The organism is Legionella massiliensis, assembly GCF_000756815.1.
Taxonomy (GTDB): domain Bacteria; phylum Pseudomonadota; class Gammaproteobacteria; order Legionellales; family Legionellaceae; genus Tatlockia; species Tatlockia massiliensis.
The window spans coordinates 1-14,147 of sequence record NZ_CCVW01000003.1; the positions used below are offsets into that span (position 1 = coordinate 1).

The following is a 14,147-nucleotide window of genomic DNA, read 5'->3' on the forward strand; positions in this document are numbered from 1 at the left end:
AGCACTTGAGGCTGAGCAACGACAACAGCGCGAGCTTGAAGAGCAACGTCGTCGTGAAGCACTTGAGGCTAAGCAACAGCAACAGCGCGAGCTTGAAGAGCAACGCCGTCGTGAAGCACTTGAGGCTAAGCAACAGCAACAGCGCGAGCTTGAAGAGCAACGCCGTCGTGAAACACTTGAGGCTAAGCAACGGCAACAGCGCGAGCTTGAAGAGCAACGCCGTCGTGAAGCACTTGAGGCTGAGCAACGACAACAGCGCGAGCTTGAAGAGCAACGTCGTCGTGAAGCACTTGAGGCTGAGCAAAGGCAACAACGCGAGCTTGAAGAGCAACGCCGTCGTGAAGAACTTGCAGCACCTGGCCAAGCTACTCATCAAGAACAAAGCAGACCAACAGTGTCTACAGCAGAAACAAGAGAAGTAGCTAAGGGTAAAGGACGCCGCTATGTAGAACCATCGATAAAAGTGAGCTCTGTTCTTATTAAGGCGGTTAATGGCTATGAATCAGAGCGTGCTGCAAAAGAATACACCTATCATTACCTCTCTTTCTTACAATTCAATAAAACTGACAAATTAGCTGCGGCAAGCCATTTTGTTAAAGCGGTTTTATTTTCTGATCGCTTCATTTCTGATGCTGATCGTTCTGCATTAAATAATGGTAAGTTGTGTACTACTATTGAGAATTTCCTAAACAAAAACGCTAAAGAATTACAGAAAGAATTAGGTTCTAAGACAGAGTTGACCTCTGTTGATCAACTGATAGATTTCCTTAACCAACGTGACCCAATAAGCACACTTATCAGAGCGCTTGAAGACTATCATAAGGAACGAAAAGAAGGGGAGGAGTACTATGGATGGTTTATTTTTAATCTCTTCAAATTTAGCAAGGCTGATAAATTAAATGCCGTAGAAAAACTGATTAAAGCGCTCCAAGGGGTTAAGGTGACTTTCAGCTCTACAGATATTGCGGCTTTAAACCAGGGTACTCTTAGAGATTTAATTAACGAACATATCTGGCAAAACGGAATGGCTTTAGCAGATAAATTGCAGGTTGATGAGATTAGTTGTCTTGATGATTTAATTGAGGTTTACAGCGAGCCGGTTGCGGTATTGAATCCCTAATAGGTACTAAACCCCTCATCCGCCCTTCGGGCACCTTCTCCCCTGAGGGGCGAAGGGAAAAAGCGGGACCGTTGATCCCTTCTCCCTTTTAGGGAGAAGGTGCCCGGGCGGATGAGGGTGGTTGACTCTCTTATCTCATAACCACTCTTTGCTCAGATTTTGCCTCTATTCTTTCAATTTTCTCTAGCGCATCTTTCCACAAAGGTGAAAGAGGATTTTGCTTCGATTGTTCGTAAGTTTTACGAATAACATCTAAGATCCCCATTTGAGTTTCTGTAACATAGCCCGAGTTTTTAGAGCGTTTACAAAATTGAGTATGATCTCCTTCTTTGCCCGATTTAGCATCTTTAAAAATTTCTGCTTGTATGGCTTTGACTTGTTGGTAAGCATCAATCTTTATTTCTAACAAAACAGCAGGGAACATAGGTTTTAGCTCATCACTATAATCTGGAGTTGATATCGAAGAAGCTGATGAAAAACCTCCAAAGAAGGAATGTTTTTTATGCATGCCTTTGTTCGCCTCTTTAATTTTGTTTGTTTCTGAAACCCAAGTTTCTCTTAATAAGCCCTCACGCGTAGCCTTGGTTTCGATATTTGGACAAAGAAAAGAAGAGGTTTTTTGATGATCAGCTCGCACATATCCCTTTTCAAACATTTCTCTTGTTTTATGAATTGCATTTGCAAGCTCGGGATTGTCCGAATTAACTGGCGTACGATGATCAAATTTAGATTTAGTACGAGCTCCCTCACCTTTAATCTCTCCAAAATTGTGACGGACCGCTTGGATTTGCTGATTAAAGCTATCACTTTCTACAAAATCTCGCTCTTCTCCATGGATAGCGCTAATCAGGAGATAAGCAGCATACTGAATTGGCCGAACTCCTGTAATAGATATATGTTCAGTTTCAGGTACAGCGTAGGCTGTAATGGTTGTTAATGGGTTAGTAAAGACCAGTTTATTTAAGTCATTAGCGTTGAATAATGTTCTTCCCTCATTAGGAGCATAGAATACTGTGTAGGAGGCTGTATTAGGCGGAATTATTCTTTCATAAATATGACTATCATGGAAAGGACCAGGTACGGGATCTGTCACAATAAAATGGAGTTTTATGCGGTCACCAAATTCTGCATAAATTCGGTTGCTCATTTCATGATCAGCAACAGCTCCTCGGCTATGACCCGATAGAATTATTTCTTCAGGTAAATTTCCATCTTCATCAAGCGCCTTTAATAGATTGATCATGCGCTCAATATGCGCCTCTTTACCGGAACCTAAGGCTACTCCACCAACCAAAGCAGAAGCTGAAGTTAAGCCAATAACAGCATCTGGCTTAGAAACTGCCACATCCCAGAGCCGTTCTTTTACTTTTTTTGGTTTAACATCCAAAGTATTGGTATCCATCATTACTGGAGGAACATAACCATCTCCCTGCGAACCAACGCCATGCAATAAAAGAACGGGCAAATTAGGTTGATTATTCGCATAGCCAGTAATGGCTAACTTAGTAGGAAAATTGGACTCAGCTACACCCCCAGTTCCAGCGATGTGAACCGTTAATATTGTCTTACCGGTTCGCTCTTTCATGGCTGTAAGGCCTGAAGACAGTTTCACATAGTTTGATTCGTTTTTTTCAAATGACATGATGAAGCCCCTATAGTTTTGTTTCATTCATGCTCAGTATATGGTTGGGGCAATTAGCACAAGATTAATTCTGGTTGAAACTTGCGCGTAGCTAATTCCAATCTGGAATTTCGCAAAATACCAAAACGAGCACCTCGGGCAGACAAAAAGGAGAGGGTTAGGAGTAAAGCCTATTAGGTTGAAACCAGATGATTGTAAAATAAGTAATCACTTCCTTGTGATGGTTTCTATATGAATGAGGGTTTAATTAGGCTTGAATAGATTTAGTTCATTAGAGATGAGCTCTTCCGCCTGCTCTGCATGAGCTAGAGTCGGGAGTGAATTATTATTTGCAGAAGCAAAGAAGGGTCTTGCCATATTCAGCATACTAAGTGTTTTATTCATTACCCCCAAAAGTGAATGCAATTTCTCTTGCAAGTTAAGCAGGAAATTAGGACTCAAAGAATTAATTTCAGAAATTATCTCGCGTTCCTCTTTCTCCAGTTTTTGTGCTTTCTTTCGAGAGTTTGGTTTCTTCCGCTCATTTTGAACTTCCAGTAACCTCTCTCCTAATTCGATGAGCCCAATGCTTTTTATACATTGTTTCAAAACTAATTCTTTTAAATCACCATAGTTATAACCTGAAATATCATAAAGGCTACCTTTTAGTAACGCATCCATGTTAATACTAGTTTGTTCTTTAATTGCCCTTCGTTGGTTTAGTGGAAGTTTTTTAATATATATCTCTGTCTTAGATTGAAGTAAGGCGTTCTTCTTTTGAATGTCAGGGTCTGCTTTAAGCTGGTGTATTAGTTGTTTATCAAAGCCCTCCTTTGCCTGCTCTTGAAACTCAGAAATTTGCTTTGAAAATGCAGGGGAAATTGACACTGACTTCACTACTTCAAGATCACGAATAGTATGCAAATTTGATTGAATTAAAGCTTCAATTTTCTCTTTTCTCTCAGCAGAACAATTAGGTTGAGATAATAATAGATGCAGCACCTTATTTAGTTTTCGATAAAAAATAGCATTATGGAATAGGTTAGATTCATCTCGCCGCAACACCTCTCTTAAGGGATGGTCAGGTTGCATGAGTAGAATTGCTATAAATGGCAGATTGCTTTGACTATCTAACTGCATTAATGAGCAGCCATTTTTTATTAATACCAACAACAAATCCATTTTAGAGTTTTCTGCTGTATGCTCTTTGAAGCAAAAATCAATCATCGAAGAATAATGAGACTTTTGAATTTCAAAGTGCTCATAATCACTTCTAGCGATACCGTTAGCCATTAAAAATTCAAGTAATTTGGGTTTATTTTTCGATAAAGCAAAGTCAATGATCGAGTTCGATAAAACGTTATTAAAGCTTTTTAATTGTGTTGCTTCTTTGAAATTCTCCGTCAAAAATGCTGATTGGAGTAATCTCTTTCCTTCACTCTCCAACTCTGTTTTCAATTTTTTCAGTAGCATTAAATTCTCGACAGAGGCGTTGCGGTAACCGAAGTCCAATTCACTTTCAAGCTGGGTTAAGTCCGAATAAAGTTGACTTATAGACTTTGTCCTCTCCTCATGTCTGAGAGTTTTACAATCTTCTAATCCCTGCTCAATTTTCTGTAAAGGAGAGCTAAGCCCTCGATCTTCCTTTTTTAGTTCAGGTTGTGATTGAACAATTGTTGCTACATCTTTTTTGCTTGATCGTTGTGCCTGAACAGCTTCGGGTTCTAAAGCTTGTTTTGGGGGAGTAGCTGCTTTATGGAGTTCTTCTGTTGGGGCTTCGTCTTTTTTACTAAGAGCGGCATGCATTTTTTTTAAAAACACTTTTGAAGATAGTTCCTTCTACTGGTATTTCAAATAAATAGTACGGTTTGCCCTGTTGATGAGACAGATTTTTTAAGGTGATGCTCTTTGGGACACTATGTGGATCATCACTCATTATTCGTTTTACTACATTAAACAGACTATTTTTAGACACATTGGTTCCTTACGATCTCAAGGATCAAATATAATGCTTATGTAAAATAAAAGAACATAATTATCCGACAAATACCAATTTGCATAAGACAATGACATATAAGTAGTTTTTGTATAGGGACTGGGATTTAACTACAGCGGTTAAATGTATATATGTAATATGAAATTATTCTTAAGTTGGCAGGAAAAATTGGCATGGGGTATTCGGTAATGGAATGCGAATTTAGGCGAAGGGGGGCGCTGGTTCGAAGTTCTCGCCCTAAAGGGGCTGAGTTGCTCAGCCCGAACGGTTTTGATTAAGAGGTTAGCTCTCTTTTTCCCTGTGAAATAGTACTAGCAATAAGCTTATCCTTTTCTAGCCAATTACTATTTAACCAATCCCTGAATTCAGATTGAGTTTGCTCATCATCAATTAAGGCTGAATTGGTAAATTGATTCGGAATTGGCAATTGGCGGATATGAACCTGAATTTTTTCAACTCGCTTACACAAAAAATCCCAAAGAGAATGATGTTTATTGGAGTAAATAATCGTTACATCGAGCAAGCTAGTGAATTGCTCGCCCATCGCTGAGATTACGAAGCTTATTCCCCCTGCCTTGGGTTTTAGCAGATGTTGATAGGGCGATTTTTGATGCCGGTTTTTTTGCGGGCTATAACGCGTACCTTCAACAAAATTTATTACTGCCGCTGGTGTATGTTGAAAGAGTCGAATTGCCTTACGTGTGGCTTGTAAATCCTTGCCTTTTTTATGAGGATTTTTAGCCAGATAATCCTTCGAATATCGTTTCATAAAAGGACAACCCATTGCCCACCAGGAAAAGCCTAGGAGGGGGACCCACTTTAATTGATCTTTAATGAAAAATTTTAAGGTAGGAATTTTACGATTAAATAGTCGTTGTAAGATAACAATATCTAGCCAGCTTTGGTGGTTTGCTATGATGAGATACCAGTTTTTCCGACTTAAACTCTCAAGACCACTAATTTCCCATTTAATTTGTTGAGTACGATCAATATAAACATTATTGGCACTCGTCCAGGCAGAGGCAATTACATCGACCCATTGGGTGCAACGTGCTTGCCAACGGATATTAGGTAGTAGTTTTAAGATCCCAATGAAAAGAATAGGTATAAAACAAAGGGTAGTAGTAAGGGTTAAGGCTATGATTGCTAAGAGGCCATGTATCTGGCCTCGATTTTTTCTGCCATGAGACATTAATTTCAACTCCATAACTGACGTTATTTATTCGTTAAGGCATTATTCAGGTCAGCTTTTAGATCGTCAATATGCTCAATTCCAACTGAGAGTCGAATAAAACCATCCAAAATTCCAAGTTCTTTCCGTTTTTCTGGGGGAATTGAAGCATGAGTCATAATAGCTGGGTGCTCAATCAAGCTCTCCACCCCACCTAAACTTTCTGCGAGAGTAAAGAGTTCGCAGCCGGATAAAAAGCGTTTGGCATCCTGCAAATCCCCTTTGATCACCATAGAAATCATACCACCAAATTCATGCATCTGCTCTCTAGCCAGTTGATGCTGCGGATGGCTTGCAAGGCCTGGGTAAATGACTTTTTCGACTTTAGGATGCTGTTCCAGCCAATGCGCCAGCTCTGTTGCATTTTCACAATGGCGTTGCATGCGCAAAGATAAGGTTTTTAAACTACGCAGCACAAGAAAACTGTCAAAGGGACTTGCCACACCACCACAGGAGTTGTGTAAGAAGGCCAGCCTTTCAGCCAGGTCAGGATTATCACCAACGACTACAACACCAGAAATGACATCGGAGTGGCCATTTAAATATTTGGTTGCAGAATGTAAAACAATATCAAAACCCAATTCTATTGGACGCTGTATCCATGGGGTTGCAAAGGTGTTGTCTGCAACAGTAATCAGTTTATGACGTTTGGCAAGGGCTGCAATTTCACGCAAATTTGCCAGCTTTAACATGGGGTTTGAAGGAGTTTCCAGCCAGATCATGCGTGTCTCTGGGCGAATTGCTGCTTCGATATTAGCTAGATTAGTCATGTCAACAAAGGAAAATGATAGCTTGGAAGTTCGGGTTTTTACCTTATCGAATAGTCTAAAGGTACCACCATAGAGATCATCCATTGCGATAACGTGATCACCTGAGTTAAGTAAATCTGTCACAGTATTGATGGCGGCCATACCAGAGGCAAAAGCAAATCCTCGCAATCCTGATTCGAGGCTGGCCACACAGGCTTCATAAGCGTCGCGGGTTGGATTATGTGTACGTGAGTATTCATAACCTTGATGAACACCCGGAGCTGTTTGGCGGTAGGTGGAGGTTGCATAAATTGGCGTCATAACAGCACCGGTGCTTGGATCAGGCTCCTGGCCAGCGTGGATTGCGCGGGTATCAAAGTGAGTTTTATGCATTGAAAAATTCCTTATGAGTAATCTGAATTTGAGTCAACAGGCAAAATTTGTGGAAGCAGTATATAATAATCTTAATGAACTTTGTTGTATTCAGGAAGTTAGAATAATAAATTGCCTTCAATAAAGGTCAATTGCAGTGAGGAATTAATGAGTAGACAGGAGCTTAACTACAATAAGGTTGCCTTAGCAGCAGAATCAGTGAAAAAACGCGGCAAAGATCCTTCCTTAACGAATATTTGTGAGGAACTGGGCATTTTGTCTTCTCCCCCACAACTTTCATCATTACTTGAAAAATGGTATCAAACCCAGCCAGAGTTTCAACGTAAAATCAATGCGCCGCTCTCTGAAAATTTTAAAATAGAGAGTAGTGGGGCCTTTGAAAAAAATATTGAATTAGAAAAGTCATTATCCTTATTAAGGGCAACCTTGGAATCGACTGCTGATGGCATCATGATGGTTAATGGTAAAGGACAGGTCGTTGACTGGAATCAGAAATTTGTTGAAATGTGGCGAATTCCCTCTCATATGCTTGAAATAGGCACTGAAAGTATCAGCTTTGATTATATTCTCGATCAGTTAAGTAATCCTGCAGCCGTTATCGCTGATGTGCAATACCTCTATGAAAATCCTGAATGGCAGGGTAATTTACCTGTTCTGCATTTTAAAGATGGTCGTATTTTTGAACGTTATACTCAACCGCAACGAGTCGGTAAGGAAATTGTGGGGCGTGTCTATAGTTTTCGCGATGTGACTCAACGGATGATGTCAGAAGATGAGTTACGTATTCGTGAACGAGCTGTTGAGGCAAGCACTCATGGTGTCGCAATAGTCGATATCACCAAACCCAATCAGCCCATAATTTATGTTAATAAAGCCTTTGAACGCATTACTGGCTATTCAGAGAAACATGCTCTTGGGCAAAATATAGCGCATTTGCAAGGCGCGAAAACCGATCAAGTCAATCAAAAACGTGTCAACCTGGCAATCAGAGAGCAGCGCGAAGAGGTGGTGGAGTTGGAGTGCTACCGTCGTAGTGGCGAAATGTTTTGGTGTGAATTGAGTGTTGCGCCGGTTAATGATTCCTTTGGTCGTGTAAGACACTATGTCTGTATTATCAATGACATTACTGAGCGCCGTGAAATGGAGAAACAGTTAGTCAGACAGGCAACCCATGACTCATTAACGGAACTTCCAAATCGCGTTCTTCTGATGGACCGGGTTGAACAGGCCATTTTACAAGCTAAGAAAAAAAATACCTTGCTTGCCTTTCTGTTTTTAGACCTTGACCGTTTTAAAATGACCAATGATACTCTTGGACACAGTATTGGTGACAAGCTATTGCAGGCTGTGTCTAACCGTTTACTGATTGCAACTAATGACTTCGATACGGTGGCAAGGCTAGGGGGCGATGAGTTTGTTATTCTCTTACCTGAATTAAGCTCAGAGATGCAGGCCCAGCAAATGGCACAAGAGATTTTGCATCTTATCGAGAAACCCTTTCAAGTCGACCAGCATAGTTTGAAGATTACTGGCAGTATTGGTATTAGCTATTATCCTAAAGACGGTACTGATTATGAGTCACTCATGAAAAGTGCTGACTTATCTATGTATCATGCCAAAGATAGTGGTCGTAATAATTATCGTGTTTTTGAACAGGAAATGAATCGCCGCATTATCAACCGTATGCAATTGGATAGTGCTCTGCGTGATGCCCTGAAAAAACACGAGTTTTATCTTGTTTATCAACCACTTGTTGATTTGAGAAAAAATATTGTAGTGGGCTTTGAAGCATTAATTAGATGGAATAGTCAATTATTGGGTCAGGTATCTCCCGTCGAATTTATTGGTGTGGCCGAAGAGAATGGTTTGATTATCGAGATTGGACAATGGGTCATGGAAGAAGCCTGTAAACAAGCGATAATCTGGCATGAACAAGGTTATAAAGGGCTAAGCATGGCGGTCAATTTGTCTGGTCGACAATTTAGGCAAAAGAACCTGACTGATGTGGTTGCTGAGGTATTGAAGAAAACGGGATTACCGCCCAAATATCTTGAATTAGAGCTTACTGAAAGTCTCTTAGTTGACGATCTCGAGCATGCAGTAGATACGATGTATAAATTAAAAGATATGGGAACAAGGCTGGTCATAGATGACTTTGGAACGGGTTATTCCAGCCTCTCTTACTTAAAACAATTTCCCGTTGATAAATTAAAAATAGATCGCTCTTTTATTTGCGAGCTGGTTAACAAGGAAAATGATGCAGCAATTGCCAGAGCGATTATTAATCTAGGCCATAGTCTGAATTTGGAGGTTTTGGCAGAAGGCGTTGAAACAGAGTTGCAAAGGGAGTTTATTCTCAAACATGGCTGTGATTATGCTCAAGGCTATTATTTTAAACCACCTAATATACCCTCTGAATTAAATAAGTTCCTGGAAGAATATTCAGAGAAAGACAAGAAATAATACCTCTCTCCATTCCGTCATCCAGAGCGCAGCGAAGGATCTCCTGAATGAGGCACTGTGCTAATCCCGGAGATCCCTCACTATGTTCGGGATGACGAGGTCTTTATCGATGTTTGCCCCAAAGGGGCTGGGTGCCCCCAAAGACGTACGTCATGTCGAACGCAGAGAGACATCTCCTGAGTGTAGCACTGTGCTAATCCCGGAGATCCCTCACTATGTTCGGGATGACGAGGTCTTTATCGATGTTTGCCCCAAAGGGGCTGGGCGCTCCCGAAGACGTACGTCATGTCGAACGCAGAGAGACATCTCCTGAGTGTAGCACTGTGCTAATCCCGGAGAGCCCTCACTATGTTCGGGATGACGGGCTATGTTAGTGACCATTACCTGCCCACTTCGCTGCATCCAGACTATGGACTCTTAAGTTGAAGAGGCCTTTAGGCCGTCTCCAAGCCTTTCACCCAGATGCTTTATTTTTAACCAAGTAAATTTTAGCAACCAATCTTAGATGCTCAAATAAGGGCTTTATCCAGATTTATTCTTCCGCAATATCAAGGAGTTATAAAATCGCTTTTAGAGTTCATTTTTTTGTCTTACTATAGAATAAAAAAACAATAAACTAGGAGGTACCCGCATGAATAAAGCGCTGAGACAAAAATACATAGATGTCCTTACAGAACATCAGAATGAATATCTGAAAAAATATGAAAGCCTCCAGCAATATCTTAATGCACAACTTCCTGAAACTTTTGAGTTTGGGGATTTAGAGCTAGTTCGGGCACGTGTGCGAAAGGAACATTTGGCATTAAAAAAACTCTATGAAGAGATACAAAAAATTCATGCGACTTTAAAAGACAATGCCAAGAATCTCCCTCGAAGAAGCCTAAGAAGATTTGAAGAGTTTAGTGAGGAGTTTAACGCCCGCTTTACAGAAGCTAATCCTGATTGCAAATCGATGTTTCAGCAAATCAATGCTCAAAAAGAAGAAATAAAGGCATCTAAAGATCCTGTTCAGATTCTTAATAAACTAGTAGAAAAATATAAGGCAGCCTCATTGACTATAAAAGAATACAATGAGTTTCTCTGCAATCCCCTAATAAAAAGCAAGGTAAAGTCGAGTTCTTCCTTTGCTGCGAGAGTGAAAGAGTTTAATAAACAAATTATTGATGCTTCTGCCAACACTATTGCAGAAATTGATCAGGAGTTATTTTTAAATATCAAAGAATCTGACTTACTATCCCCTTGGGCTTACAAAAACTCAGAGACACTTCTAGCTAACTCGACTCATCATAATAATCTAGCTGATCTTGCCAGCAGGGATATATTACGAGGCTCATCTGTTGAAGAAAGAACGATTACTGCTGAGCGCTGGATTGGGGTAGCGAGTTCCCTTTTTGAAGTACACAAAGATTATAATGGCTGCATGGCAATCTTATTAGCCTTTTCACGCGTTGAAATTTCGCGTTTAAATAAAACAATGGGTGGTTTATCCAAAGAATCACAAGAAACCTTAGCAAAACTTTCTGAAGTTGTTCTTGTTCCGCAAGCCCTAAAACCGATTTTTAATGCCCAACAGGCTGTTATTCCTGCCTTGCCGATGTTTCAACGCGATATGACTTTCCTCCACGATGGTAATGTTTCTGTTTCGTCCCTAGAGGATGATGAGGCTAAGCGGAGCGAGATGGCCGAGCGAACAGGGGGTGGTAGAAAAATTATGCGTGTCTTTACTAAGTTACAAAAAGAACGCGCTAATACCGTTATATCTGGAAGTAGGGATGTAAATTTAAATAGTCTGTTGCGAGACCTGCTTGACAATCCTGGTCCTGAGTATGACTCTGAAAAAGCATACCAACGGAGCCAACAATTAGAACCTGCAGGTAATAGTTTGCAAGTAGCAAAAATTATTAAACTCGGCAAAACGGTTAAGAGCTCTACTAATTCCCAGCCAGTTATGCGTCAGGTGATGCTTCAGGAGTTGATTCATGAATTGAATCACTCTCCGCTAGTTAATGATATCTCTGCCTATCTAAGAGCAAAAAATCAAGAACTCTTTCAAATGGATGAGAGTTGTGTCATCGATTGGGAACAGGAAAAGCAGCTTGTAGAGCCGTTAAAGCGTGAGGTAGAAGCCTATGTTGAAGAGATACAAGGCTTTTTAACCAATGAGAAAAATAGCAACCTGGTAAAACAAGGGAATGAGCTGATTAATCATCTGCAATCAATTGATTTCATGCAAGCCAAGATGAATAGCTTAGAAAGAACGCTTAGTGCTGGTTTATATAAGCTCAGAATAGAGTTTACTACCTTGACAAAGCTCAAAGCCGATCCTACTGATCCGAAGTTTGTTGAGGTCGAAGCTGAATTAACTAAAATTTCAAAGTTACAAGAAAGCTGCCAATTTTCTGATAGATTTTTAGCTGGTTTTGCTGATTTTAAAGAGCAGTTTGAAGCGTTCAAACAGCTTACACAACAGGTTTCTGAAGACAAAGAAAACGCTTTAGATACGCTAGAGGTAAAATTGCCACGAGCTTCTCAATGCAGATATTCCCTGTTATTTAACTCATACAGGCCAAATATCGTTTCGGAAGAGGCATTACAGCTTCATCAAACAGCCGCTGCTGCTTGTTAAATCCTAAGGGCCCCAGTCTTTGGGGGCAAACATTGAAGAAAAACTTAGAACCTACAACCGCTTATCTGCCCTTCGGCCGCACAAGAATCCCTTCTCCCTTTCAGAGAGAGGGTGCCCGAAGGGCGGATGAGGGTTTCTAAACCCAGTTTACCTTTCCCTTAATAATTCTAGCTAATCCCTTAACGTCAGAAACCTATACCCTGAGCGACTCGGTACGATTTTTGCTCGGGTCACTATAACAGCACAGGAAAACTGTAAATAAGAAGGAGTTAAAGGGAGTTCATTATGATTTGATGACTAGTTAATATAGTTTTATACAGTTGCCGTAAAAGAATGTAATAGACCTCTTGCATAATCTCATTATTATGGGGCATTGTGAAAGATGTTTATGGTTGTTAGGGAAGGCACGTCTTAGATGAATGAATCAAGCTTCGGCCAGGGCTAGTCCTATGGTTTAGAAGAGGGCAACGGAGAAGAAACGATGAAGAGCATGACCATTATTGGTTCCGGTTTAGCGGGTACCTTATTATCACTTTACATGGCCAGACGTGGCTATGAGGTGGAACTATTTGAATCCAGACCAGATATCAGAGCAGAAAAGAATGATAACGGGCGTTCAATTAATCTTGCTCTGTCCTGTCGAGGGATAACAGGACTAGCTGGTATGGGGCTTATGCCCGATGTTGAGAAAATTATGGTTCCTATGAGAGCTAGAGCTATTCATTTACTCGATGGTCAAATCCAGTATCAGGCTTTTGGGCGCCATAAAGATGAGTATATAAACGCTATTTTGCGCAGTGAACTCAATAGGTTATTGCTGAATAAGGCAGAAGCGACGTCGGAAATCCAGTTAAATTTTGAGACTAAATTAATTGCAGTTGATGTGCACAACAAGTTGTTACATTTTGCAGCTAAGGATGGTAGCCACCTTACTAAGGCCTATGACTTGCTAATAGGCGCTGATGGGGCGGGTTCTAATGTTCGTGAAACGCTGGTAAAAGAACAATTGATAAGCGCTACTCGCCAGTTTTTACCTCATGGCTATAAAGAACTTTCTATTTCCAGAAATCATACGCAAGATTTCAAGGCGGAGCATTTACACCTCTGGCCGCGAGATTCTTTTATGCTCCTAGGCAATCCTAATCGAGACAATTCAATAACGGGAACCTTGTTTCTAGCTAACGAAGGGAAGAATAGTTTCGCAGAGCTTAATAATGAAGCATCTATTCATGCGTTTTTCAAAAATCGATTCACTGATGCTTATGAGGCAATGCCCGATCTGATTAATGAATTCATGCATCATCCCATAGGTAACCTAAGCACTATTAAATGTTCTCCCTGGTATTACCAGGATCAATGTTTACTCATTGGTGATGCCGCTCATGGGGTTGTGCCTTTTTTTGGTCAGGGAATGAATAGCGCCTTTGAAGATTGTCGGGTGCTCAATGCGCTTTTGGATCAATATGATGATAATTGGCAAGAGGTGATGCCTGCTTTTTTCAAGTCGCGCAAGGTCAACACTGATGCGGTTTCTGAGATGTCTATGGATAATTATCATGAAATTCAAAGTGATATAAGAGATCCGAAGTTTAATTTAAAGAAAGATATCGAGCAGGAATTAATGCATCGATATCCAGATCGCTACGTTTCCAAGCATGTTTTGGTGATGTTTACTAATACCCCTTACTCTGAGGCAAAGGCTCACGGGGTAGTGCAAGCAGCACTTTTGAGTGAAATTTGTTCAAATGTGAGGTCAGTCGATGAGATAGATTGGAATGAAGTTGATGATTTAATGGTCGAGTACGACAAAAAATTGGCGGATTTGAGTCCTATAGAACAAAGGCATTGATTTATAGGGCTCTTCTTGGTCAATATTTTGTCATTTAAGCTGGGATCGGAGACATTTTTTTGGCGCTTTCCGAGGTTTTCCCCTGTGGAAAATGAAAAT

General features: G+C 40.5%; 8 protein-coding genes. 4 read left to right on the forward strand and 4 right to left on the reverse strand.

All coding sequences use genetic code 11. The features are described from left to right. Nucleotides 1–1,120: hypothetical protein (locus tag BN1094_RS19880; RefSeq protein WP_218054619.1), on the forward strand; the 1,120-nt coding region annotated here is incomplete at its 5' end. Between the two features lie 130 nt (nt 1,121–1,250). Here BN1094_RS19880 and BN1094_RS11690 read toward each other — a convergent pair. The 4 genes from BN1094_RS11690 to BN1094_RS11705 form a co-directional block, all read right to left on the reverse strand. Continuing rightward, nucleotides 1,251–2,762: a hypothetical protein gene (locus BN1094_RS11690; RefSeq protein ID WP_043874656.1), complete on the reverse strand. Its 1,512-nt coding sequence runs from the start codon at nt 2,760–2,762 to the stop codon at nt 1,251–1,253. A 243-nt stretch (nt 2,763–3,005) separates the two neighbouring features. Next, a complete protein-coding gene (locus BN1094_RS11695) occupies nt 3,006–4,562 on the reverse strand; it encodes a hypothetical protein (RefSeq protein WP_043874657.1) in 1,557 nt (518 codons plus the stop codon). 449 nt (nt 4,563–5,011) lie between these two features. Then, nucleotides 5,012–5,929 carry an acyltransferase gene (locus BN1094_RS11700; protein ID WP_043874658.1) on the reverse strand — a complete coding sequence of 306 codons (918 nt, stop codon included), beginning with the start codon at nt 5,927–5,929 and terminating at the stop codon, nt 5,012–5,014. Between the two features lie 23 nt (nt 5,930–5,952). Further along, on the reverse strand, nt 5,953–7,110 hold the full coding sequence (locus BN1094_RS11705) for a trans-sulfuration enzyme family protein (RefSeq protein ID WP_043874659.1): 1,158 nt from the start codon (nt 7,108–7,110) through the stop codon (nt 5,953–5,955). A gap of 147 nt (nt 7,111–7,257) precedes the next feature. Between BN1094_RS11705 and BN1094_RS11710 the strand changes: the two genes are divergently transcribed. The 3 genes from BN1094_RS11710 (at nt 7,258) to BN1094_RS11720 (ending at nt 14,048) form a co-directional block, all read left to right on the forward strand. Further along, nucleotides 7,258–9,573 (forward strand): EAL domain-containing protein, encoded by a 2,316-nt coding sequence (locus BN1094_RS11710; protein WP_043874660.1) that lies wholly within the window; start codon nt 7,258–7,260, stop codon nt 9,571–9,573. Nucleotides 9,574–10,204: 631 nt separating this feature from the next. Then, on the forward strand, nt 10,205–12,199 hold the full coding sequence (locus BN1094_RS11715) for a RasGEF domain-containing protein (RefSeq protein WP_043874661.1): 1,995 nt from the start codon (nt 10,205–10,207) through the stop codon (nt 12,197–12,199). A gap of 481 nt (nt 12,200–12,680) precedes the next feature. Then, nucleotides 12,681–14,048 carry an FAD-dependent oxidoreductase gene (locus BN1094_RS11720; RefSeq protein WP_043874662.1) on the forward strand — a complete coding sequence of 456 codons (1,368 nt, stop codon included), beginning with the start codon at nt 12,681–12,683 and terminating at the stop codon, nt 14,046–14,048. The last annotated feature ends 99 nt before the right edge of the window (nt 14,049–14,147 follow it).